The organism is Brevundimonas sp. EU05-FHT14B11 (genome assembly GCF_058790835.1).
This window is the reverse complement of sequence record NZ_JBYTCY010000001.1, coordinates 662,386-684,021: the sequence shown is the minus strand read 5'-3', so window position 1 is coordinate 684,021 and position 21,636 is coordinate 662,386. Positions and strand designations below refer to the sequence as shown.

23 protein-coding genes are annotated in these 21,636 nt (G+C 68.9%); 15 read left to right on the top strand and 8 right to left on the bottom strand.

Features of this window, described 5'->3' with window-relative positions; genetic code table 11:
- Positions 1 to 2: 2 nt before the first annotated feature.
- Positions 3 to 1,352 carry a phosphoglucosamine mutase gene (gene glmM / locus AC3WRV_RS03520; RefSeq protein WP_291832157.1) on the bottom strand — a complete coding sequence of 450 codons (1,350 nt, stop codon included), beginning with the start codon at positions 1,350 to 1,352 and terminating at the stop codon, positions 3 to 5.
- A gap of 167 nt (positions 1,353 to 1,519) precedes the next feature.
- Here glmM and glmS point away from each other — a divergent pair, with 167 nt between their 5' ends.
- The gene (gene glmS / locus AC3WRV_RS03515; protein WP_492312157.1) at positions 1,520 to 3,334 is read left to right on the top strand and encodes a glutamine--fructose-6-phosphate transaminase (isomerizing); all 1,815 of its coding nucleotides are present in this window, start codon (positions 1,520 to 1,522) and stop codon (positions 3,332 to 3,334) included.
- A 55-nt stretch (positions 3,335 to 3,389) separates the two neighbouring features.
- Positions 3,390 to 4,271 carry a UTP--glucose-1-phosphate uridylyltransferase GalU gene (gene galU, locus AC3WRV_RS03510; protein ID WP_291832155.1) on the top strand — a complete coding sequence of 294 codons (882 nt, stop codon included), beginning with the start codon at positions 3,390 to 3,392 and terminating at the stop codon, positions 4,269 to 4,271.
- A 32-nt stretch (positions 4,272 to 4,303) separates the two neighbouring features.
- Here the strand turns inward: galU and AC3WRV_RS03505 are convergent, their stop codons facing one another.
- Together AC3WRV_RS03505 and AC3WRV_RS03500 are read right to left on the bottom strand one after the other, a co-directional pair.
- The gene (locus tag AC3WRV_RS03505) at positions 4,304 to 4,534 is read right to left on the bottom strand and encodes a hypothetical protein (protein ID WP_291832154.1); all 231 of its coding nucleotides are present in this window, start codon (positions 4,532 to 4,534) and stop codon (positions 4,304 to 4,306) included.
- Between the two features lie 15 nt (positions 4,535 to 4,549).
- On the bottom strand, positions 4,550 to 5,308 hold the full coding sequence (locus tag AC3WRV_RS03500) for an alpha/beta fold hydrolase (protein ID WP_492312156.1): 759 nt from the start codon (positions 5,306 to 5,308) through the stop codon (positions 4,550 to 4,552).
- Between the two features lie 71 nt (positions 5,309 to 5,379).
- Here AC3WRV_RS03500 and AC3WRV_RS03495 point away from each other — a divergent pair, with 71 nt between their 5' ends.
- The 12 genes from AC3WRV_RS03495 to AC3WRV_RS03440 all read left to right on the top strand — a co-directional run bounded on the left by AC3WRV_RS03495 (position 5,380) and on the right by AC3WRV_RS03440 (position 16,610).
- Positions 5,380 to 6,327, top strand: coding sequence for a glycosyltransferase family 9 protein (locus AC3WRV_RS03495; RefSeq protein ID WP_492312155.1), 948 nt, complete (start codon positions 5,380 to 5,382; stop codon positions 6,325 to 6,327).
- Positions 6,328 to 6,470: 143 nt separating this feature from the next.
- Positions 6,471 to 6,992, top strand: a complete 522-nt coding sequence (gene infC, locus AC3WRV_RS03490; protein WP_291832151.1) for a translation initiation factor IF-3 — start codon at positions 6,471 to 6,473, stop codon at positions 6,990 to 6,992.
- Positions 6,993 to 7,076: 84 nt separating this feature from the next.
- Positions 7,077 to 8,369: an MFS transporter gene (locus tag AC3WRV_RS03485; RefSeq protein ID WP_492312154.1), complete on the top strand. Its 1,293-nt coding sequence runs from the start codon at positions 7,077 to 7,079 to the stop codon at positions 8,367 to 8,369.
- A gap of 168 nt (positions 8,370 to 8,537) precedes the next feature.
- A complete protein-coding gene (gene rpmI / locus AC3WRV_RS03480; protein ID WP_003166435.1) occupies positions 8,538 to 8,735 on the top strand; it encodes a 50S ribosomal protein L35 in 198 nt (65 codons plus the stop codon).
- 52 nt (positions 8,736 to 8,787) lie between these two features.
- Positions 8,788 to 9,147, top strand: a complete 360-nt coding sequence (gene rplT, locus AC3WRV_RS03475; protein WP_141625602.1) for a 50S ribosomal protein L20 — start codon at positions 8,788 to 8,790, stop codon at positions 9,145 to 9,147.
- Between the two features lie 146 nt (positions 9,148 to 9,293).
- Entirely contained in the window at positions 9,294 to 9,497 is a 204-nt protein-coding gene (locus tag AC3WRV_RS03470; protein WP_492312153.1) for a dodecin family protein, read from the top strand.
- A 64-nt stretch (positions 9,498 to 9,561) separates the two neighbouring features.
- On the top strand, positions 9,562 to 10,548 hold the full coding sequence (locus AC3WRV_RS03465) for a polysaccharide deacetylase family protein (protein WP_492312152.1): 987 nt from the start codon (positions 9,562 to 9,564) through the stop codon (positions 10,546 to 10,548).
- 47 nt (positions 10,549 to 10,595) lie between these two features.
- Positions 10,596 to 11,672, top strand: a complete 1,077-nt coding sequence (gene pheS / locus AC3WRV_RS03460) for a phenylalanine--tRNA ligase subunit alpha (RefSeq protein ID WP_492312151.1) — start codon at positions 10,596 to 10,598, stop codon at positions 11,670 to 11,672.
- Positions 11,673 to 11,692: 20 nt separating this feature from the next.
- Positions 11,693 to 12,115, top strand: coding sequence for a hypothetical protein (locus AC3WRV_RS03455; RefSeq protein WP_291832146.1), 423 nt, complete (start codon positions 11,693 to 11,695; stop codon positions 12,113 to 12,115).
- A complete protein-coding gene (gene pheT / locus AC3WRV_RS03450; protein WP_492312150.1) occupies positions 12,112 to 14,520 on the top strand; it encodes a phenylalanine--tRNA ligase subunit beta in 2,409 nt (802 codons plus the stop codon). Before AC3WRV_RS03455 ends, pheT begins: the two co-directional genes overlap by 4 nt.
- A gap of 146 nt (positions 14,521 to 14,666) precedes the next feature.
- On the top strand, positions 14,667 to 15,872 hold the full coding sequence (gene chrA / locus AC3WRV_RS03445) for a chromate efflux transporter (protein ID WP_492312149.1): 1,206 nt from the start codon (positions 14,667 to 14,669) through the stop codon (positions 15,870 to 15,872).
- Between the two features lie 129 nt (positions 15,873 to 16,001).
- Positions 16,002 to 16,610 (top strand): DUF1134 domain-containing protein, encoded by a 609-nt coding sequence (locus AC3WRV_RS03440; protein WP_291834552.1) that lies wholly within the window; start codon positions 16,002 to 16,004, stop codon positions 16,608 to 16,610.
- A 53-nt stretch (positions 16,611 to 16,663) separates the two neighbouring features.
- On the opposite strand, the gene AC3WRV_RS03435 is transcribed toward AC3WRV_RS03440, so the two are convergent.
- From AC3WRV_RS03435 to thpR, 4 genes are all read right to left on the bottom strand, one after another.
- Complete coding sequence (locus tag AC3WRV_RS03435; protein ID WP_492312148.1) at positions 16,664 to 17,542, bottom strand: Rossmann-fold NAD(P)-binding domain-containing protein; 879 nt, start codon at positions 17,540 to 17,542, stop codon at positions 16,664 to 16,666.
- Between the two features lie 6 nt (positions 17,543 to 17,548).
- Positions 17,549 to 18,784 carry an NAD-dependent epimerase/dehydratase family protein gene (locus AC3WRV_RS03430; RefSeq protein ID WP_492312147.1) on the bottom strand — a complete coding sequence of 412 codons (1,236 nt, stop codon included), beginning with the start codon at positions 18,782 to 18,784 and terminating at the stop codon, positions 17,549 to 17,551.
- A 76-nt stretch (positions 18,785 to 18,860) separates the two neighbouring features.
- The gene (locus AC3WRV_RS03425; RefSeq protein WP_291834561.1) at positions 18,861 to 19,400 is read right to left on the bottom strand and encodes a GNAT family N-acetyltransferase; all 540 of its coding nucleotides are present in this window, start codon (positions 19,398 to 19,400) and stop codon (positions 18,861 to 18,863) included.
- Positions 19,397 to 19,936 (bottom strand): RNA 2',3'-cyclic phosphodiesterase, encoded by a 540-nt coding sequence (thpR, locus tag AC3WRV_RS03420; protein ID WP_291834565.1) that lies wholly within the window; start codon positions 19,934 to 19,936, stop codon positions 19,397 to 19,399. Before thpR ends, AC3WRV_RS03425 begins: the two co-directional genes overlap by 4 nt.
- A gap of 125 nt (positions 19,937 to 20,061) precedes the next feature.
- Between thpR and AC3WRV_RS03415 the strand changes: the two genes are divergently transcribed.
- Positions 20,062 to 20,817, top strand: coding sequence for a Bax inhibitor-1/YccA family protein (locus AC3WRV_RS03415; protein ID WP_291834568.1), 756 nt, complete (start codon positions 20,062 to 20,064; stop codon positions 20,815 to 20,817).
- A 205-nt stretch (positions 20,818 to 21,022) separates the two neighbouring features.
- Here AC3WRV_RS03415 and AC3WRV_RS03410 read toward each other — a convergent pair whose 3' ends face one another.
- Positions 21,023 to 21,352, bottom strand: coding sequence for a DUF2794 domain-containing protein (locus AC3WRV_RS03410; protein ID WP_291834571.1), 330 nt, complete (start codon positions 21,350 to 21,352; stop codon positions 21,023 to 21,025).
- Positions 21,353 to 21,636: the final 284 nt, after the last annotated feature.

Sequence of the window (21,636 nt, the reverse complement as noted above, 5' to 3'; positions counted from 1 at the left end):
CCTTAGCCCGCCGCCCGCACCGCCGCCGACACGTCCGCAACCACCGACTTCACCAGCGCCTCGTCGTCGCCCTCGGCCATGACGCGGATCAGCTTTTCGGTGCCCGAGGGGCGGACGAGCAGGCGGCCGACCCCCGCGAGGCGGGCCTCGGCGTCGGCGATGGCGGCCTTGACCGCGGCGTCCTGCAGCGGCTTGCCGGCGGTGAAGCGGACGTTCTCCAGAAGCTGGGGCACCTTGTCGAACTGGCGGGCCAGCTCGCTCATCGGACGGCCGCTCTCGACCAGCACGGCCAGGACCTGAAGCGCCGACATCAGGCCGTCGCCCGTGGTGGCGTAGTCGTGCAGGATGATATGGCCCGACTGCTCGCCGCCGACGTTGAAGCCGCCTTCCTTCATGCGCTCCATGACATAGCGGTCGCCGACCTTGGTGCGCTCCAGCGTCAGGCCCTCGGCCGCCAACGCCCGCTCCAGACCCAGGTTGGACATGACCGTGGCGACCAGGCCGCCGCCGGTCAGCCGGCCCCGGCGCGCCCAGTCCAGGGCCACCATGGCCATGATCTGGTCGCCGTCGATGACCTCGCCCTTCTCGTCGCAGATGATGACCCGGTCGGCGTCGCCGTCCAGGGCGATGCCGATGTCGGCCCGGCAGGCGCGGACCGCCTCGGACAGGGTCCCGGGGTGGGTCGAGCCGCAGTTCTCGTTGATGTTCAGGCCGTTCGGCTCGACCCCCACGGGGAAGACCTCGGCGCCCAGTTCATAGAGGGTGGTCGGGGCGACCTTGTAGCCGGCGCCGTTGGCGCAATCGACGGCGATGCGCAGGCCCTGCAGGCTCAGGCCCTTGGGGAAGCTGGCCTTGGCGATCTCGACATAGCGGGCCTGTGCGTCGTCGATGCGCTTGACCCGGCCCAGGCCGTCGGCGGGGGCCAGGCCGGCGCCCAGATCCTCGTCCATCATCGATTCGATCTTCAGCTCGACCGCGTCCGACAGCTTGTAGCCGTCGGGACCGAACAGCTTGATGCCGTTGTCGAGGAAGGCGTTGTGCGAGGCCGAGATCATCACCCCGATGTCGGCGCGCATGGAGCGGGTCATCATGGCCACGCCCGGCGTCGGCAGGGGACCGAAGGTGCGCACGTCCATCCCGGCGGACGAGAAGCCCGCCACCAGCGCCGGCTCGATCATGTAGCCCGACAGGCGGGTGTCCTTGCCGATGACCACCAGATGGCGGCGGTCGTCCGACGACATGAACATCCGGCCCGCGGCCAGACCCACGCGCAGCGCCACTTCCGGCGTCATCGGATGGGTGTTGGCGCGCCCGCGAATGCCGTCGGTGCCGAAATAGCGTCGCTCAGCCAAATCCAGTCTTCCTTGCTCGACGGTTCGCCGTAACCTTGCGAAACCGCTTTTCAGGTGCAAATCCAGGTCATCGTCGCCTACACCGGCGCTGACAGTCAGGGTCGGCTTAGACCCTCCCGCGCCGCGGCGCCAAGCGCGGATACCATTATTTCTCCGAGGGTTCTCTCATGTGCGGCATCATTGGCGTGACGGGCGTCGGCCCGGCCGTTCCCCGTCTGATCGACAGCCTGAAGCGGCTGGAATACCGCGGATATGACTCCGCGGGCGTGGCCGCGCTGGTCGACGGCAAGATCGAACGGCGCCGGGCCAAGGGCAAGATTCGCGAGCTGGAGGCCGTGCTGGCCGCCGAACCGCTGAACGCGACCATCGGCATCGGCCACACCCGCTGGGCCACGCACGGCGCGCCCACCACGGCCAACGCCCACCCGCACAAGGCGGGCCGGGTCACGCTGGTGCACAACGGCATCATCGAGAATTTCGCCGAGCTGAAAGCCGAGCTGGTCGCCGAGGGCCACGCCTTCGAGAGCCAGACCGACACCGAGGTGGTGGCCCACCTGCTGGACAGCGAGCTGGCCAAGTCCAATGACCCGCTGGTGGCGTTCAAGTCGGTGCTGGACCGGCTGACCGGCGCCTATGCGCTGGCCGTGCTGATCGAGGGCGAGGACGGCCTGATCCTGGGCGCCCGCCGGGGCAGCCCGCTGGTCGTCGGCTGGGGCGACGGCGAGATGTACCTGGGCTCCGACGCCCTGGCGGTCGGCCCCTTCACCACCCGCATCAGCTATCTGGAAGAAGGCGATTTCGTCGCCCTGGATCGCGACGGCGCGCGCATGTTCGACGCCTCGGGCGCGGCCGTGGACCGGCCGATCGTGCAGGTCTCCGCCTCCTCGGCCCTGGTCGAGAAGGGCGAGTACCGGCACTTCATGGAAAAGGAGATCCATGAGCAGCCGGACAGCGTCCAGCACACCCTGAGCCACTACCTCGACTTCGTGAACGGCCGGGCCAAGGCCAATGAGGTCGACTTCGCCCAGGTCGACCGGGTCCAGATCGTCGCCTGCGGCACCGCCTTCTATGCCGGGCAGATCGGCCGCTACGCCTTTGAGAAGCTGGCGGGCCTGCCCTGCGACGTCGAGATCGCGTCGGAGTTCCGCTATCGCCATCCGGCCCTGACGCCGGGGACGCTGGCCGTCGCCGTCAGCCAGTCGGGCGAGACCGCAGACACCCTGGCAAGCCTGTCCTGGTGCAAGGCCGCCGGGCTCAAGACGGCCGCCCTGGTCAACGTCCATTCCTCGTCCATGGCCCGTGAAGCCGAGACCCTGTGGCCGACCCACGCCGGGCCGGAAATCGGCGTCGCCTCGACCAAGGCCTTCACCGCCCAGGTCGCCGCCCTGCTGGCGCTGGCCGTGTCGGCGGGCGTGCAGCGCGGCCGCATCGACGCGGCCAAGGAGGCCGAACTGGTCAAGGCGCTGTTCGAGGCGCCGCGCCTGATCGCCGAAGCCATGCGGATGGAAGACGACCTGAAGGCCGTCGCCCACGACATCTCCAAGGCGACGGACGTGCTGTTCCTGGGCCGGGGCGCCATGTTCCCGCTGGCCATGGAGGGCGCGCTGAAGCTGAAGGAGATCAGCTACATCCACGCCGAGGGCTATGCCGCCGGCGAGCTGAAGCACGGGCCGATCGCCCTGGTCGACGAACTGACGCCGATCGTGGCCCTGGCCCCGCTGGACGAGGTGTTCGAAAAGACCGCCTCCAACCTGCAGGAAGTCGCCGCGCGCGGCGGGCCGGTGATCATGATCGCGCCGAAGTCGGCGCCCGATCCGCACGGCGCGGGCATCCGCCGCGTCGATGCGCCGGAATGCCATTCGCTGATCGCGCCGCTGATCTACGCCATCCCGGTGCAGCTGCTGGCCTATTACACCGCCGTGCAGAAGGGCACCGACGTGGATCAGCCGCGCAATCTGGCCAAGTCGGTCACCGTCGAGTGATCGCTTCCTGACGCAAATACGTTAGGCTGCCCGACCCTTCTGATCAGGACATTTCATGCCCGCCCATTCCCGCCGTCTCCGCAAGGCCGTTCTGCCCGTCGCCGGCCTCGGCACCCGGGTGCTGCCCGGCACCAAGACCACGCCCAAGGAACTGCTGAACGTCGTCGACCGGCCGATCCTGAGCTACATCGTCGAGGAGGCCCGCGAGGCCGGGATCGAGCACATCGTCTTCGTCACCGGCCGCTCCAAGGGCGCCATCGAGGACTATTTCGACCACCAGATCGAGCTAGAGGCCCAGCTGCTGGCCAAGGGCAAGACCGACATCCTGGAGATGATGAACGCCGAACTGGCCAGCGCCGGCGAGATGAGCTTCACCCGCCAGATGCAGCCCAAGGGCCTGGGTCACGCGGTCTGGTGCGCCCGCGACATCATCGGCGACGAGCCGTTCGCGGTGATCCTGCCGGACGTGATCGTGGACAGCCAGCCGGGCGCGCTGAAGCAGCTGGCCGAGGTCTACGCCGAGGTCGGCGGCAACGTCATCGGCGTCGAACAGGTGCCCGAGAGCGAAACCCACAAATACGGCATCGTCGATCCCATCGAGGGCCGCGAGGGCAACCGCATCCGCATGAAGGGGATGGTCGAGAAGCCCGCCAAGGGCACGGCGCCGTCGAACCTGTCGATCTCGGGCCGCTACATCCTGCAGCCGGAAATCTTCGACATCCTGGAAACCCAGGAGCGCGGCGCGGGCGGCGAGATCCAGCTGACCGACGGCATGGCGCGGCTGATGGCCGACCAGGCGTTCACGGCGGTCCAGTACGCGGGCGTGACCCACGACTGCGGCGACAAGATCGGCCTGCTGCGCGCCAATGTGGCGCTGGCGCTGAAGCGCGCCGATCTGGGCGAGGCGGCGCGCGCGGCGATCACCGCGCTCCTCTAGGACATCCGGCGCGTAAGCGCCGGGGGCGGCGATCAGCCCGGGTTGCTGGGCGCGCGTCCGGTCTGGCCGCGGATTTCACAGACGTTGTCGGTCTGCGGATTGCTTGTCAGCTGGCCCGTGGGGGCCAGGATGCCGCCGCGGGCGCGGCAGTCGTCGGCCAGCTTCTGCAGGTCGGTGTTGTACCGGTCCGGTCCGGTGGCGGTCGAACAGGCCGAGAGGGCCAGGCCCAGCACGACGGGCGTGAAGATCGTCAGGGTGCGCATGCGTTCCTCCTTTGGTCAGGACAATGTCGCGGCCTGCCCACGGTTGCGCTCGACCGCCTCGACCAGACGGTCGAGATCGGCGGGCGTGGACAGACGATGATCCCCGTCGGCCACAAGGTCCAGCGTGACGTCGCCGCCCTTCAGCCGTTCGGCGAGCTCGATCTGATGACGCCACGGCACGACATCGTCCTTGCGCCCCTGCAGAATATGGACCGGAGCAGCGACCGGGATGACGCTGTCCAGCAGCAGCCAGTCGCGGGCCTCCTCGAACATGCGGCGGGTCAGGACATATTCTCCCAGCCCCTCCTCGACGATCAGGGCCTCGCCGTCCCGAAGGATGGCCTGACGGACGTGATCCGGCAGGCCGGGCCACATCAGCCGCTCGGTAAAGTCCTGCGCCGGATTGACCAGAACCAGCGCCCTGACCCGCTCGGGCCGCGCCACGGCGGCCAGCAGGGCGACCCAGCCGCCCATGGACGAACCGACCGGGATAACGGGGCCTTCGAGGCTGTCGATCAAGGCGATGGCGTCCTCGCGCCAGCGGCCGATGGTGGCCCGGCGCCAGTCGCCGGAGGACTGGCCATGGGCGAAATGGTCGTAGCGGACGTAGGCCCAGCCGCGTTCGCGCGCCGCCGCCTCCAGCGCCAGCGCCTTGGTCCCCTCCATGTCGGACCGGAAGCCGCCGATCCAGATCACCGTCGGTCCGGCCCCGTGAACGCGATTGAGCGCCAGGGTCTCGCCGTCCGGGCGGTTCAGGCGTTCCAGATCATCCATGGCCGTTCCTCTCGCGAAATCGTTCGGGGACTGATAGCGAACGACCATCATCGAAGCGAAGGCCGAAACGCGTGTCTGAACCCAAGGTCCTGTTCGTCACCTCCAACCGGATCGGCGACTGCGTCATCTCCTCGGGCGTGATCCGCGAGATCGGCCGCCAGATCCCGGGCGCGAGGATCACCGTCGCCTGCGGCCGTCCGCCGGCCCCCTTCTTCCGCAATGCGCCCGGCGTCGAGCGGACCATCATCCTGGACAAGAAGAAGCTGTCCGGACACTGGATCGACCTGTGGAAGCAGGTGGTCGGGACCCGCTGGGATCTGGTCATCGACATCCGCGGCTCGGGCCTGGCCTACATCATCCCGACGAAACGGCGGGTGATCTACAACCGCTCGTGGGAGACCGGCCTGCGCAAGGTCGAGATGGTGTCGCGCCTGATGGGCTCGGAGACGCCGCTGGACCCGGAAATCTGGCTGGACGACCAGGCCCGCGCCGAGGCCGCCGCCGTCATCGATCCGCAACTGGCGGGCGGCGCCGGGCCGGGCCCGATCCTCGCCCTGGCCCCCATCGCCCACCAGCCGGGCAAGAGCTGGCCCGCCGACCGCTGGGGCGCCCTGGTCGAGAAGCTGAAGGCCGATCCCCGCTTCGACGGCTGGCGCTTCATGCCCGTGGGCGGCCCGGGCGACCGACCGCCCGCGACCCCCGCGCTGGAAGCCGCCGGAGACCGCGGCATCGACTTCGTGGGCAAGGGCGACATCCTGGCCTCGGCCGCGGCCATCGACCGGGCGGCGCTGTTCGTGGGCAACGATTCCGGCCTGATGCACGTCTCGGCGGCGCTGGGCGGACCGACGCTGGGCCTGTTCGGGCCGACCGAGTGGTGGCTGTACGGCCCGTGGGGCCCCAAAACCCGCACCGCGGCCTCCAACGAGACGCGCGGCCAGTTCGCGCCCATCGAGGACCTGACGGTCGATCACGTCTATGATGCGGTGCTGGCGCTACACGCGGACTTCATCGCGTCCTGAGCGCCCGTCACGCCTTGAAAATACGGGGTTTGAGGCTCATATAGGCCGCCGGAGGGGAACGCCGCGATTTATCGCGCGCTCCTTCTCGTCAGAATATCGACCCTCTTCGACCACATAAGGAAACGACGCCCATTCGCCGTCCGATGCAAACGCCGCCCGTCAAGGACGGGCCGCCCATGAACCACGATATCCGCGCACCTCGCGTCCTGCTGATCGACCAGCATGGCGAGAAGCAGGGGGTCATGCCGACCTCGGCCGCGCTGGAGGCCGCCGAGGAGGCGGGCCTGGATCTGGTTCAGATCGTCGCCACGTCGGATCCGCCCGTTTGCAAGATCCTCGACTACGGCAAGCACCGTTTCCAGGAGCAGAAGAAGAAGGCCGAGGCCCGCAAGCGCCAGAAGGTCGTCGAGCTCAAGGAAATCAAGCTCCGCCCGAACATCGACACCCACGACTACGAAGTGAAGGCGAAAGCCATGCATCGCTTCTTCGACGAGGGCGACAAGGTGAAGGTCACCCTGCGCTTCCGCGGTCGTGAAATGGCCCACCCGGAACTCGGCATGAAGCTGCTGAACAAGGTGCAGGCCGACTTCGACGAGATCGCCAAGGTCGAATACGCCCCGCGTATGGAAGGCCGCCAGATGATCATGATCCTGGCCCCGCGCTGATCGGATCCGCCGCTGAAACAGAAACGCCCCGGCCCATCGGCCGGGGCGTTTTCGTATGCGCCGCAACAGGCTAAGCCTGTCCGCATGACACAGACCGACGCTTCGCCTCCCGCGCCCAAGGTTCAGGCTCCGGCGTTGGCCGTGCTGTTTTCCGTCGTCTTCATCAATCTGGTCGGCTTCGGCCTCGTGGTGCCCCTGCTGCCGTTCTTCGCCCAGAGCCTGAAGGCGGAGGCCTGGCAGATCACGCTGATGTTCTCGGCCTATTCGCTGGGCCAGTTCTTCGCCGAACCGTTCTGGGGGCGGCTGTCGGACCGGATCGGACGCAAGCCGGTCCTGCTGATCACCCTGATCGCGAACGCCGTGGGCTATCTGGCGCTGGCCTTCGTGCCCAACATCTGGCTGGCCATCGCGGTGCGGTTGTTCACCGGCCTGGGGGCGGGCAACATCTCGACCGTCCAGGGCTATGTCGCCGACATCACCCCGCCGGAACAGAGGGCCGGGCGCATGGGCCTGATCGGCGCCGCCTTCGGACTGGGCTTCATCGTCGGTCCGGGTCTGGGCGGGCTGCTGACCCAGCCGCAACTGGGGCATATCGGCTATCAGCTGCCGATCTTCACCGCCGCGGCCCTGGCCGCCGTGGCGGCGGTCGGCGTGGTCGTCTTCCTGAAGGAAAGCCGCGCCAAGGCCGATCCGGCCGCTCCGCGTCCGCGCTTCCTGGCCGGACTGCATGACGCCCGGGCCAATCCGGTCGTGTCGCGGGTGCTGCTGGTGACCCTGGTCTACATGGCCGGCTTCTCGGCGATGGAGAGCGTGTTCGGGCTGTGGGCCGAGGATCGCTATGCGTGGAACGCGCTGGAGGTCGGGCTGAGCTTCATGATCGTCGGCATCGTCTCGACCCTGAACCAGGGCTTCTTCGCCGGGCGGCTGGCCAAGCGGTTCGGCGAGGCGCCGGTGCTGGCGTTCGGGATGCTGCTGTTCGGCGCCTCGCTGGTCGCCCAGGTGGCCGCGCCCGTCGCCTGGTTCCCCGCCGTGTCCCTGGACATCGGCGCCTGGACGCTGCCCGTCGCGCAGGGCTGGATCATTCCGATCGTAATGGCGGTCGGCGCCTGCGGCATGTCGCTGGCCATGCCCAACATCTCGGCCCTGATCAGCCGCTCGACGCCGCCGGACCGGCAGGGCGCCATGCTGGGGCTGAACATGGCCTCGGGCTCGATCGCGCGCATCTTCGGCCCGATGGCCGCCGGCGCCCTGTTCTCGGCCCTGGGCCACGACTGGCCCTTCCTGGTCGGGGCGGCGCTGACGGTTCCGGCGGCGTTGATGGCGATCAACGCCGGCCGCGCCTTCCGCAAGCATCAGGCGGAGGCTGCGGCGACCTGAAATCCCGCTCAACACTGGACTCTGGCCGCCGCTTCGACTAGAAGCCGCGCCTTCGCGTACCGAACCGCCGGGCGAACAGGCATGCCTGGGCGGTTCTTAATCAGGGAAACCTCCCCTCGGGCCCAAGTGGCTCGAAGAGCGGTAACCCACTCAAAAAGTGAGATGAAAATGCCGAAACTGAAGACGAAGTCGGGCGCCAAGAAGCGCTTCAAATTCACGGCCACTGGCAAGGTTAAGGCCGGCGTTGCTGGCAAGCGTCACCGCTTGATCAGCCACAACAGCAAATACATCCGCCAGAACCGCGGCACCTCGGTCATGGCCGACGCCGACGCCAAGAAGATCAAATCCTACATGCCGTACGCCTGATCGGCGCGCGCTGTTTCGATTGATCTCCACCTGAATTTGAAAGGATAGCGACATGGCTCGCGTCACTCGGGGCGTAACGTCCCACGCCAAACACAAGAAGGTTCTGAAGCAGGCCAAGGGCTTCTACGGCCGCCGCAAGAACACCATCCGCACCGCCAAGGCCGCCGTCGATCGCGCCGGCCAGTACGCCTACCGCGACCGCCGCACCAAGAAGCGCAACTTCCGCGCCCTGTGGATCCAGCGCATCAACGCCGCGGCCCGGATCGAAGGCTTCACCTACTCGCAGTTCATCCACGGCCTCGGCGAAGCCGGCATCGAACTGGACCGCAAGGTCCTGGCCGCGATGGCCGCCGACGAAGCCGCCTTCAAGGCGATCGCCGACAAGGTCCGTGACGCTCTGAAGGCCGCCTAAGCCTTCACGCCGAACGTCTGAAACACGCCCGCTCCGGTTCGCCGGGGCGGGCGTTTTCGTATGCTCCGCGCAACCGACGGGCGTGGCCGGTCGTTCAGGGAAGCGTCGCCATAAACCGGCGTCCAACCTGATCCAGGAGCCGACCCATGTCCGTCGCCAAGGTCACCGAAATCACCGCCTCGTCCACCGTCAGCTTCGAGGACGCGCTGAAACAGGGCATCGCCCGCGCCGACAAGACCCTGAAGAACGTCGAGGGCGCCTGGATCCAGGAGCAGAAGGTCATCGTGAAGGGCGGCCAGATCACCGAGTACCGGGTGAACATGAAGGTCACCTTCGTCCTCAACGACTGAGGACGACCCGGTCAGACGGCGCCGGGCGTTGCCGTATCGGACGCTGCGCGGCTAGGCTGCGGCCATGATCTCGCGCCCGCTTCTCGTCGCCGCCCTCGTGTTCGGCCTCGCCGGCCCCGCCGCCGCCCAGCAGCGCGCCGTGGCCGTGACCTTCGACGACCTGCCCTATCAGGCGCCGGAAGCCGCCCTGTGCGATCCGGACGCGGCGCGCGCCCTGACCCGGGACCTGATCGCGGTCGTGGCGCCGCTGGACACGCACGGCACGATCTTCGTCAATGAAGGCAAGGTCTGCGACGCCCAGCGCGCGGTCCTGCTGCCCGAACTGCTGACCCTGTGGCTGGACGCCGGGTTCGAGGTCGGCAACCACACCTTCAGCCACATCAACATTCATCAGAACACGGCTGAGGCCTATCTCGCCGACGCGGACCGAGGCGCGGAGATCACCCGGCCGCTGCTGGAGGCGCGCGGCCAGAAACTGCGCTGGTTCCGCCACCCCTATCTGTTCACCGGGGAGACGCCGGAGAAGCACGCCGCCATCGCCGCGGGGCTGGCCGAGCGCCGCTACGAAGTCGCGCCGGTGACCATCGACAACGTCGACTGGATGTTCGCCGACGTCTACCGCAAGGCCGAGCGGCTGGATGATCCGGCCCTGAAGGCGCGGGTGGGCGAGGCCTACGTCGCCTACATGACCACCGTGCTGGACTTCTTCGAGCCGTACAGCGCGGAGATCACCGGCGGCCGGGAGCCTGCGCAGGTCCTGCTGCTGCACGCCAACAGCCTGAACCGGGACTATTATCCGCGGATCCACGCCCTCTACCTGGCGCGGGGCTATCGCTTCGTGCCGCTGGGCGAGGCGCTGGCCGATCCGATCTACAGCCACGCCGACAGCTATGTCCGGTCCAACGGCATATCGTGGCTGCATCGCTGGACGCGGACGGACGGCCGGGCGATCCGCTGGGAGCCCGAGCCGCCGGAATGGATCGTGGCGGCCAATCGGGGCACGGCCGAGGATCTGGCGGCGGCCCAGTCCGCCGCGCGCACCGCGCCTTGAGCCGGACAGGTGACGCGCGGCCCGTCAGCCGCTAGATGCTGCCGGACATGACCGATCTCGCCCAACTCGAACTCGACCTGATCAACGCCATCGGCTCGGCGGAAACCGCCGCCGCCGTGGAGGACCTGCGCGTCGCGGCGCTGGGCAAGTCCGGCTCGATCTCCGGCCTGCTCAAGGGCATGGGAGCCATGAGCCCCGACGAGCGCCGCGAGCAGGGTCCGATTATCAACGGCCTGCGCGACCGGGTGCAATCCGCCCTGGCCGCCCGCAAGGCCGAGCTGGAAGGCGCCGAGCTGGACGCCCGGCTGAAGGCCGAACACGTCGACCTGACCCTCCCGCCGCGCCCGCGCCGCCAGGGCAGCGTGCACCCGACCATGCAGGTGATGGACGAGATGATCGCCATCTTCGCCGACATGGGCTTCGCCGTCGCCGAAGGCCCGGACGTCGAGGACGACTTCCACAACTTCACGGCCCTGAACTTCCCGCCCAAGCATCCGGCGCGGGAGATGCACGACACCTTCTTCCTGAAGCCCGACCCGGAAACGGGCGAGCGCAAGGTGCTGCGCACCCACACCAGCCCGGTGCAGGTGCGCACCATGATGACGCAGAAGCCGCCGATCCGGATCATCGCGCCGGGCCGGACCTTCCGGAAGGACAGCGACGCCACCCACACGCCGATGTTCCACCAGGTCGAGGGCCTGGTGATCGACAAGGCCATCCACATGGGTCACCTGAAGTGGACGCTGGAGACCTTCGTCGCCCGCTTCTTCGAACTGGACGGCGTCGATGCGCGCTTCCGCCCGCACCACTTCCCGTTCACCGAGCCGTCGGCCGAGATGGACATCCGCTGCGATCGCTCGGGCGGCGAGCTGAAGCTGAACACCGGCGACAGCTGGATGGAGATTCTGGGCTGCGGGATGGTGCATCCGAACGTGCTGCGCAACTGCGGCATCGATCCGGACGAGTATCAGGGCTTCGCCTTCGGCATGGGCGTGGATCGCCTGGCCATGCTGAAGTACGGCATCTCCGACCTGCGCCCCATGTTCGAGGCCGATACGCGCTGGCTGGCGCACTACGGCTTCTCCGCCTTCGCCGCCCCGAACCCGGCAAGCGGCCTCAGCTGATTCAGAGTGTAGAGACGATCATGACCGACACCCCCTCACCGATGCCGCTCGACGCCATGGCCAACCAGGATCTGGTCAGCCGCGACGCCTTCGAGAAGGAAGCCGTCTGGCTGCCCGCCATGGCGGTTCAGCACTGGAACGCCGGCAAGATGAGCATCGAAGGCAAGACCTTCACCGACTGCCTGATCGAAGGCCCGGCCGTGGTCGCCGTGATGAACAACACGACCTTCGATTCCTGCGCCATGGGCACCACCACCGACACGCGGAACCTGCTGTACCGGCCGATGGGCCAGAAGCTGGCCGGCGTGGTCGGCATGTCGAACTGCACCTTCGTGCGCTGCCGCTTCGCCCAGGTCGGCTTCACCGGCTCGGACGGCCTGCTCGAGCAGCTGCAGGCCGGCGTGACGACCCTGACGAGCCAGCTCCCCGGGACCGCTTCGTGAAATTCACTCTCTCCTGGCTGAAGGACCATCTGGACACGGAGGCGGACGTCGCCGCCGTGGCCGAAGCCATGACCATGGCCGGCCTTGAGGTCGAGGACGTCCACGACCCCATCGCCGCGCTGGCCCCCTTCACGGTGGCGAAGATCGTCTCGGCCGAACGCCATCCCAACGCCGACCGCCTGCAGGTCTGTCAGGTGGAGACCGTCGACGGGATGAAGGAGATCGTCTGCGGCGCGCCCAATGCGCGCGCGGGCCTGACCACCATCTATGCGCCGATCGGCGCCTATGTGCCCGGCCTGGGCGTGACCCTGGTCGAGAAGCCGGTGCGCGGCGTGGTCTCGAACGGCATGCTGTGCTCGGCCTCGGAGCTTGAGCTGGCCGATGAGAGCGACGGCATCCTGGAGCTGGACGACGCCCTGAAGGTGGGCGAGCCCGCCGCCGGCGTGTTCGGCGCCGAACCGGTCATCGATTTCGAAGTGACGCCGAACCGCCCCGACTGGCTGGGCGTCGCCGGCATCGCCCGCGACCTGGCCGCCGCCGGCCTGGGCACGCTGAAGACCCCCGCCGTCGCGCCGATCGCCGGGACCTTCGCCTCGCCGATCACGGTGCGCCTCGACGCGCCCGAGATGTGCCCGGTCTTCGCCGGCCGCACGATCCGCGGCGTCAAGAACGGCCCGTCGCCCGAGTGGCTGAAGCGCCGCCTGGAGGCCATCGGCCTGCGCTCGATCAACCGGCTGGTCGATGTGACCAACCTGATCTCCTACGACCGCGCCCGCCCGCTGCACGTCTATGACATCGCCAAGCTGTCCGGGACCGAGATCATCGTCCGCCAGGGACAGGTGGCCAAGGATACGGGCGAGCACGAGCATCTGATCGCGCTGGACGGCAAGACCTACGCCGTCGATCCGTCGATGTGCGTCATCTCCGACGCCGCCGGCGAGCGCCCCATCGGCCTGGGCGGCGTCATGGGCGGCGAGAGCACGGGCTGCTCGGATGAGACCGTCGACGTCTTCGTCGAGGCCGCTTGGTTCGACCCCATCCTGATCGCCCAGACGGGCCGCGCCCTGTCGCTGACCTCGGACGCCCAGTACCGCTTCGCGCGCGGCGTCGACACGGCCTCGGCCGTGCCGGGCGTCGAACTGGCGACGAAGCTGATCCTCGACCTGTGCGGCGGCGAGCCGTCCGAGGTCGTGGTCGCCGGTCAGGCGCCGGCCGTTCCGACCGCCTTCGCCTTCGACCCCGCCCGTGTCGGTTCGCTGACCGGCCTGTCGCTGACGGAAGACCGCATCGCCGAGATCCTGATCGCCCTCGGCTTCGCCGTGGAGCGCGGCTCGCCCTGGGCGGTGACGCCGCCCTCGTGGCGCCGCGACGTGGACGGTCCCGCCGACCTGGTGGAAGAGGTCGCCCGCATCGAGGGCTTCGACCAGCTGCCGTCGACGCCCCTGCCCGACCAGGGCGCGCCCTCGAAGGGGGTTCTGAACCCGCGTCAGGCGCGGGTGCGCCTGGCTCGCCGGGCCCTGGCCGCCATGGGCTACGCCGAAGCGATCACCTGGTCCTTCACCAAGCAGTCGATCGCCGCCCTGTTCGGCGGCGGCGATGAAAAGCTGGTGGTCGAGAACCCGATCGCCGCCGATCTGGACTGCATGCGGCCCTCGGCGCTGCCGAACCTGATCCAGGCCGCCGCCCGCAACGCCGCGCGCGGCCACGCCGACGCCGCCCTGTTCGAGATCGGCCCGATCTATCTGGACGACCAGCCGAACGGCCAGCGCACCGTCATCGCGGGCCTGATCGCGCCGCGCTCGGCACGCCACTGGGGCGGTGGGGCGGAAGACGCCCTGTTCGCCCTGAAGGGGGACCTGATCGCCCTGCTGGACCAACTGGGCGCGCCGACGGCGTCGCTGCAGCTGGTTCAGGGCCAGAACCGCGACTGGTGGCACCCGGGCCGTTCGGCGCGGCTGCAGCTGGGTCCGAAGAATGTGATGGTCGAGTTCGGCGCCCTGCACCCCCGGGTGCTGAAGGCGCTGGACGCCGACGCCCCGATGCTGGCCTTCGAGATCGTGCTGGACGCGGTCCCCGAGCCGCGCGGCGCCAAGTCCAAGACGCGGGGTCCGGCCAGCCTGGCCAATCTGATGCCCCTGACCCGCGACTTCGCCTTCGTGGTCGAGGACGGCAAGGCGGTCGGCGATCTGGTCCGCGCCGTGGCCGGCGCCGACAAGGCCCTGATCGACGAGGTCCGGGTCTTCGACATCTATCGCGGCAAAGGCGTGGACGACGGGTTCAAGTCGGTGGCGCTGGAAGTCGTCATCCAGCCGGTCGAGGCCACCCTGACCGACGCCGAGATCGAGGCCCTGTCGGCCAAGGTCGTGGCGGCGGCCGGCAAGCTGGGCGCCGTGCTTCGGGGCTGACCCCCGGCACGGCGTTTCGCCTCTTCCGCTCCCCCGGCCTTCTGGCTTAGGATCGGCGCGCGGGCTGGCACGGGCGCCCGCTCAGGCGTCTCGCCCAAGCTCCGTTCTTTTCGCCGCGCCTCGACGCGCGGCCAGGAGCGAAGACCTTGGACGCCACCTACGAACCCACGCCGCCCCGCCTCGGCTATGGCCGCCTCTTCCTGCGCTTTCTGCACTTCGGCCTGAACGCCTTCGGCGGGCCGGTCGCCCAGATCGCCATGATCCGCAAGGCGCTGGTCGAAGACGAACACTGGATCAGCAGCGCCCGCTTCAATCGCCTTCTGGCGGTGATGCAGGTCCTGCCCGGCCCCGAGGCCCACGAACTGTGCGTCCATCTGGGCATCGGCGCGCGCGGCCGCTTCGGCGGATTGCTGGCCGGCCTCGGCTTCATGCTGCCCGGCCTGCTGCTGATGCTCGGGGTCGCCTGGGCCTACGACCGCTTCCTGACCGAAACCGACGCCTTCGACGCCGCCCTTCTCGGCGTGCAGATCGTGGTCCTGGCCCTGATCGCGCGGGCCGTGCGCCACATCGGCGGACACGCCCTGGAGAACCGGCTGCTCTTCGGCCTGGCCGCGGGAGCCTTCGTCGCCACCCTGGCGGGCGTCAGCTTCTGGGTCATCCTGGCGACGGCCGGCGCCGTCTACGGACTCATGGCGTCCGGACGGCGAACCGCGCCGTGGCTCGCCCTGGCGGCGGGCCTGGCGGCCGCGCTGACGCTTCGCCTGACCGGCCTCGACCAGGCCCCGACCTTCGCGCCCATGACCGAGGCCGTGACCGAACCGGGCGCCGTCGCTCTGTTCTGGTCAGGGCTGAAGGCGGGGCTGCTGACCTTCGGCGGCGCCTATACGGCCATTCCCTTCGTGCGGGCGGACACCGTCGGGCGCGGATGGGTCGAGGACGGCCGATTCCTGGACGGCGTGGCCTTCGCCGGCGTGCTGCCGGCGCCGCTGGTCATCTTCTGCACCTTCGTCGGCTACCTGGCCGGCGGCTGGATGGGGGCGGCGGCGATCACGGTCGGCGTCTTCCTGCCGGCCTTCGCCTTCTCCATGGTCCTGTACGAGCGGCTGGAGGCCGTCGTGGCGGATCCGCGCCTGCATCGGACCCTGACCGGGATCGCCGCCGGCGTGGTCGGCCTCATCGCCGCGACGCTCCTGCAACTGGCCTGGACGACGGCCGGGCGGGTCCCGTCGATCTGGCCCGCCCTGGCCATCCTGGCGCTCGCCCTGATCGTGATCTGGCGCTGGAGAAACCGCCTGGCCGCGCCGCTGGTCATCGCGGGCGGCGCGCTCCTGGGTCACGCGCTTCTCGGTTGAGGCGGCGGGCCCGAACGGAGCGCAATCTCCTGTTAACCTTGCCGCCGCAAGGCTGACGCAAAGCCCGGCGACGGTGGCATGAGCGCCCGCGCGAGTCGGGCGGCCCTCCTCGTCTTCGGAGCCAGAACCATGCACCGCCGCCACCTGATCCAGTCCGGCCTCGCCCTCGGCGCGACCTCCGCCCTCGGCGCCTGCGCCAGCAACGGGCCGACCGATCCCAACTATCCGATCCGTTCGGACCAGACGGCGCCGGCCTACACCTCCGACGAACTGATCGCGGCCGGCTCGCGCGAACTGGGCATCGCGGCCGAGGCCCTCGGCGGCGCCATCGAGCGCATCTTCGCCGACCAGGGCGACCGCCCCACCGCCTATATCGCGGGCGAGGAAGCCTCCGGCGCGGCCGGGGTCGGCCTGCGCTACGGCCGGGGCGCCCTGCACATGAAGGACCTGTCGGCCTCGCAGGAGGTGTTCTGGCAGGGCATCTCGATCGGCTGGGACGTCGGCGGCAACGGCAGCCGGGTCTTCACCCTGGTCTACGGCCTGTACCACCCGGACATGATCTACCGCCGCTACCCCGGCGTGGAAGGCTCGGCCTATCTGGTCGGGGGCGTGGGCGTGAACTACCAGCGCGCCGACGGCATCGTCCTGGCCCCGATCCGCACCGGCGTCGGCCTGCGCCTGGGCGCCAACGTCGGCACCATGGCCTACAGCCGCCAGCGCAACATCCTGCCGTTCTAGGAAGGGCGCTCGCGACGCGGTCGCTCCCTGCTTGAGCGCGACCGCGTCTTTGCTCAGCCCTCGCGGATCAGCGCCTCCAGCCCCTCGCGCCAGCTCGGATAGCGCGGCCGCCAGCCCAGTTCGGCCTTGGCCCTGGCGTTCGAGAGGCGTTTGGAGTCCAGGTAGAAGCGCCGCATGGCGTCCGACACCGAGGGATCGTCCAGATCGACCTCAGGCGGCAGGGGCAGGCCCAGCCGGGCCGCCGCGCCCGCGATGACAACGTCGGCCGGCGAAGGCTCGTCGTCGCACAGGGTGTAGGCGGCGCCCGGGTGCGGCCGGGCGATGGAGGCGAACAGTCCGGCCACCGCGTCCTCGACATGGACGCGGTTGAACACCTGCCCGGGCTTTCGGACGATCCGGGCGGTGCCGTCGCGCAGCTTGTCCAGCGGCGAGCGGCCCGGACCATAGAGGGCGGGCAGGCGGAACAGCTGGATGGTCAGGCCCATGCCGCGCCCGGCGTCCAGCCAGTCACGCTCGGCCCGCACGCGCCGCGCGCCTTCGAGGCTGGCCGCGTTCAGTTCGTCGTCTTCGAAGGCCCAGCCGCCCGCCCGGTCGCCGAACACGGCGGTGGACGAGACATAGCCGATCCAGTCGGGCCAGGCGCCCGAGGCGGTGATGGCCGGGATCAGGGCCTTCAGCCCGGGGCAGCCGTGGGCGTCCGGGGGAGCGGTGACGAGGAGGGCCGAAGCCTTCGCCACGGCGACGGACAGGGCCGCCTCATCCGTCGGATCGACGGCGGCGACGCCTTCGGCTTCAAGCGCGGCGCGGGTATCGGCGTCGCGCGAGGTGGCGACCGCCGTCCCGCCCCCGCGAATGGCCTCAAGCGCCGCGGCGCGACCCAGCCAGCCGCCGCCGAAGACCAGCAGCGAAACGGACGAAGCGGCGTCGGGCATCAGACCTCAGGCGGAACGGGCATGGGTTTCAGCGCCGACGGTCGCAACCGTGGCGGTTTCACTCTTCAGCGCTTCGGCGCGCCGGGTGTTCCAGCTGGACACGCAGGGCACCTTGGTCAGATCGGCCCGGTCGGCGTAGCGGCGGGCGATGTCGGTGACCTCGTCCAGCAGCCCCTGCCGCAGGGTGATCGGCTTCAGGCCCAGGTCGCGGAACTGGTCGTTGGCCACGACCAGCTCGTTCTCGTCGGCTTCCTGACGCGGGTTGGGGACGTTGTGGACCTCGGCTCCGGTCATGCCGGCGATCATGGTGGCCAGATCGCGCACCCGGCGGCTCTCGGTCATCTGGTTGAGGATCTTGACCCGGTCCCCGGTCTTGGGCGGATTCTTCAGGGCCAGTTCGACGCAGCGCACCGTGTCCTGGATATGGATGAAGGCTCGCGTCTGGCCGCCGGTGCCGTGCACCGTCAGCGGATAGCCGACCGCCGCCTGCATCAGGAAGCGGTTCAGCACCGTGCCGTAGTCGCCGTCGTAGTCGAAACGGTTGATCAGCCGCTCGTCCTTGCGGGTCTCCTCGGTCTGGGTCCCCCAGACGATGCCCTGATGCAGGTCGGTGATCCGGACGCCGTCGTTCTTGGCGTAGAACTGGAACAGCAGGGCGTCCTGCGTCTTGGTCATGTGGTAGATCGAGCCGGGGTTCGGCGGGAACAGGATCTCCTGCTCGGCCGGGCCGAAGTCGGTGTCCACCGTGACCTTCAGATAGCCCTCGGGGATGCGCAGGCCGGCGGTCGTGTAGCCATAGACCCCCATGGTGCCCAGGTGGGCCAGGTGCACGTCCCGGCCGCTCTCGACGATGGCGGCCAGCAGGTGGTTGGTGGCGTTGAGGTTGTTGTCGACGGTGTACAGCTTGTGCCGGGCCGACTTCATCGAATAGGGCGCGGCCCGCTGTTCGGCGAAGTGGACGACGCTGTCGGGCTTCCACTCGCGAATCACGGCGACGAGCCGGTCGAACTCCTTGCCGACCGTCATGTTCTCGAATTCGATCTCCCTGCCCGAGACCTCCTTCCACGCGGCGATACGTTCGCCCATGGTCCGGATGGGGGTCAGGGACTGGACCTCCAGCTCGTTGTCGATGTTGCGGCGGCTGAGGTTGTCGATGACCAGCACGTCCCAGCCGCGGGCCGACAGATGCAGGGCCGTCGGCCAACCACAGAACCCGTCCCCGCCCAGAACCAGTACGCGCATTTCCACCCTCATTTTCTTCTTACCGTCCTGCCTAGCGGAAGCCGGACGGCGGTCAAAGCGTCGCCTTACCGCAGCTTCAACGGCGGGGCCGCGCCTTCCAGTCGGCTTTGCTCTGGCCCCAGGCGTCGACCGGCAGGTCAGCGAAGGGCGGCGGCATCCGGGTCGGTCCCAGGTTGCGCGAGCCGATCCGCTCGGCCAAGCGCTGCGACGGCGTGTTGTCCGGATCGATGCAGTGGATGACGTCCTCCCAGCCCAGCACGTCGAAGGCGTAGTCCAGCGTCGCCGTCGCCGCCTCGACGCCATAGCCCTTGCCTTGGGCGTCCGGATGCAGGCCCCAGCCGACCTCGTTGCCCGGCCAGCCGTGCGGCCGCCACGGCCCGATCCGGCCCAGCCACAGGCCGCTGTCGCGCTCGATGAGCGAGAACATCGACACGCCCGTCAGGCTCCACGCTCCGGCCATGCTCATGAAGCCGCGCCAGGCGGTCGAGGCCGGCTGGGGGCCGCCGAGGAATTTCGACGCCTCGGGATCGGCCATCATCTCGGCCCAGCGCGGAAAATCCTCCATGGCGAGGGGACGCAGGGTCAGGCGTTCGGTCTGAAGCACCGGTCCGGTCACAGCAGATACTCCCGTTCGAGTTGGTACTGACTGCCGTCAGGGGTCAGCACGCTGGAATAGAGGCCGAACCGGTCGATCCGGATCGGCGGCGAATGCAGCAGGTTGTGGCCGGTGATCCAGGCGCCGATCCGGTCTGGATTGGTCTGGGGCTTCAGATAGGCCAGCGTCAGGTGCGGCCGATATTCGCGGCGTTCCAGAGCGACGCCCGCCCGTTCGGCCGCCGACCGGCAGCGGCCCGCCAGCACGCCCAGGCGTTCGCTGGGTGCCACGCCCGCCCAGATCGTGTGGCTGCGGTGCGCGTCGCCGAAGGCGCCGACGCCCTTCAGCTCGATCTCGAAGGCCCCGCCGGTCGCCGCGCGCTCCAGCTCCACCGCCAGATCGTCGGCCCGACGTTCATCGACCTCGCCATAGAAGGCCAGGGTCACATGCAGCTGTTCGTCGGTGCGCCATTTGGCGCCGGGCAGGCCGCTTTGGCGACGCTTCAGCGTCTCGGCCACGTCCCAGGGGACGGACAGGGCGGTGAACAGCCGGATCATGCGACCGTTGGTAGCGGGTCCGAACTCTGATCCCAAGTCCGGTTTTCCTTGCGGAAGGGTCGGTCGCGACCGATATTTGCTGCAAAGGCCGGGATCGCCCGGCTCTGAGGAGGATCGAAACCGCGATGAGCGATTTCAGAAACGGATATTCCATCCCGCAGACCGCCGACATGTCGGTGGACGCGGGCCTGCGCAGCTTCATGCTGGGCGTCTACAACAAGGTCGCCATCGGCCTGCTGGTCTCGGCCGTGCTGGCCTACATCACCGGCTCGGTGCCGGCGGTGCGTGACCTGCTGTTCGCCACGGCGGTCTTCCCCGACGGCGTGACCCGGATCACCGGCTACACCCTGCTGGGCATGATCGTGGCCTTCTCGCCGCTGGTCATCCTGCTGGGCTCGAACTTCGTGATGAAGAACCCGACCTCGGGCGGCGCCAGCGCGCTGTACTGGCTGATCGTGGCCCTGATCGGCGCCTCGATGGGCACCGTGGTCCTGCTCTACACCGGCGCCTCGGTGGTGCAGACCTTCCTGATCACGGCCGCCGCCTTCGGCGCGCTGAGCCTGTTCGGCTACACGACCAAGAAGGACCTGACCGGCATCGGCAGCTTCCTGATCATGGGCGTCATCGGCCTGATCATCGCCTCGGTGGTGAACATTTTCCTGCAAAGCGGGATGATGCAGATGATCATCAGCATCGCCGGCGTCCTGATCTTCGCGGGCCTGACGGCCTACGACACCCAGCGCCTGAAGATGACCTACTATGCGCTGGGCGGGAACCAGAACGCGATGGGCGTGGCCACCAGCTTCGGCGCGCTCAGCCTGTACATCAACTTCATCAACATGTTCCAATTCCTGCTGGCCCTGTTCGGCGGTCGTCGCTGATCTCTTAAGGGCGCCAACGTTCGCCGCGCGGCGGCTCACTGCTTGAGCGCGATCGCCGCGGCGAACTGACAGACCGGCCTCATGCAGCGAACCACCGCGTGGTGAGCGATAGGCCAACAGGATGGCCTCAAGCAGCGACCCGCCGCGCGGGGAGCGTTAGGCCACAAAAGAATGAGGGCCCCGGCGGCGACGCCGGGGCCCTTTTCTATTCCACGACGGTGAACCTGCGGCTGTCGAAGACCCGCAGCACCTGCGGCAGTTCCCGGCCCCGGCGCAGGACCATCCCGCCCTCCCCGATCACCGCCCACTGCCCCTGCTTCAGCCGCAGCGCCGGGCGCTTCTCGATGCGATAGGCGGGGGCGTCGCCCGAGCGGCGGAAGACGGCGAACTCGGCCACCTCCCTGTGCCCGACCATGGCGTAGTCCCGCCATTCGCCGGCGGCGACCATACGACCGTAGACTCTCAGGATCTGGTCCAGCTCGCGCCGGTCGAAGAAGATCGGTCCAGCCTGCTGGGCGTCGGCGGCGTCGCTCATCCCCTTAATCTAGGCGGGCGGTCGCCGGGCGCCAGTCCCTGCTTGCGGCCGAACGGCGTGTCCGGAACGCCGCAATGCGAGGAAATCGCCCCGAACACGAAAACGCCTCCGTTCCGCCCATCGCCCGCCCCCTTGGGAGGCGACACCGGACCCATCGGCTCGTCGGAGTTCGGAGCGGTTCCGGATCCTGAACAGCCCCCCCAGCCCCCTGGAATTGTTCCATTCAAGGGCTTCGGCGGGCCGATGCTTCCTCCAAAGCGAGACGCCCGCTCCGCCACCTCCCC

Excerpts from the sequence above, each read along its gene's own strand:
- rpmI (WP_003166435.1), top strand. The coding sequence starts at position 8,538 with ATGCCGAAACTGAAGACGAAGTCGGGCGCCAAGAAGCGCTTCAAATTC.
- AC3WRV_RS03410 (WP_291834571.1), bottom strand. The coding sequence starts at position 21,352 with ATGAGCGACGCCGCCGACGCCCAGCAGGCTGGACCGATCTTCTTCGAC.
- AC3WRV_RS03505 (WP_291832154.1), bottom strand. The coding sequence starts at position 4,534 with ATGCGCACCCTGACGATCTTCACGCCCGTCGTGCTGGGCCTGGCCCTC.
- AC3WRV_RS03455 (WP_291832146.1), top strand. The coding sequence starts at position 11,693 with ATGACCGACACCCCCTCACCGATGCCGCTCGACGCCATGGCCAACCAG.
- rplT (WP_141625602.1), top strand. The coding sequence starts at position 8,788 with ATGGCTCGCGTCACTCGGGGCGTAACGTCCCACGCCAAACACAAGAAG.
- glmS (WP_492312157.1), top strand. The coding sequence starts at position 1,520 with ATGTGCGGCATCATTGGCGTGACGGGCGTCGGCCCGGCCGTTCCCCGT.
- AC3WRV_RS03500 (WP_492312156.1), bottom strand. The coding sequence starts at position 5,308 with ATGGATGATCTGGAACGCCTGAACCGCCCGGACGGCGAGACCCTGGCG.
- galU (WP_291832155.1), top strand. The coding sequence starts at position 3,390 with ATGCCCGCCCATTCCCGCCGTCTCCGCAAGGCCGTTCTGCCCGTCGCC.
- thpR (WP_291834565.1), bottom strand. The coding sequence starts at position 19,936 with ATGATCCGGCTGTTCACCGCCCTGTCCGTCCCCTGGGACGTGGCCGAG.
- AC3WRV_RS03435 (WP_492312148.1), bottom strand. The coding sequence starts at position 17,542 with ATGCCCGACGCCGCTTCGTCCGTTTCGCTGCTGGTCTTCGGCGGCGGC.
- pheS (WP_492312151.1), top strand. The coding sequence starts at position 10,596 with ATGACCGATCTCGCCCAACTCGAACTCGACCTGATCAACGCCATCGGC.
- AC3WRV_RS03465 (WP_492312152.1), top strand. The coding sequence starts at position 9,562 with ATGATCTCGCGCCCGCTTCTCGTCGCCGCCCTCGTGTTCGGCCTCGCC.
- AC3WRV_RS03485 (WP_492312154.1), top strand. The coding sequence starts at position 7,077 with ATGACACAGACCGACGCTTCGCCTCCCGCGCCCAAGGTTCAGGCTCCG.
- AC3WRV_RS03415 (WP_291834568.1), top strand. The coding sequence starts at position 20,062 with ATGAGCGATTTCAGAAACGGATATTCCATCCCGCAGACCGCCGACATG.
- AC3WRV_RS03440 (WP_291834552.1), top strand. The coding sequence starts at position 16,002 with ATGCACCGCCGCCACCTGATCCAGTCCGGCCTCGCCCTCGGCGCGACC.
- AC3WRV_RS03430 (WP_492312147.1), bottom strand. The coding sequence starts at position 18,784 with ATGCGCGTACTGGTTCTGGGCGGGGACGGGTTCTGTGGTTGGCCGACG.
- infC (WP_291832151.1), top strand. The coding sequence starts at position 6,471 with ATGCAAACGCCGCCCGTCAAGGACGGGCCGCCCATGAACCACGATATC.
- AC3WRV_RS03470 (WP_492312153.1), top strand. The coding sequence starts at position 9,294 with ATGTCCGTCGCCAAGGTCACCGAAATCACCGCCTCGTCCACCGTCAGC.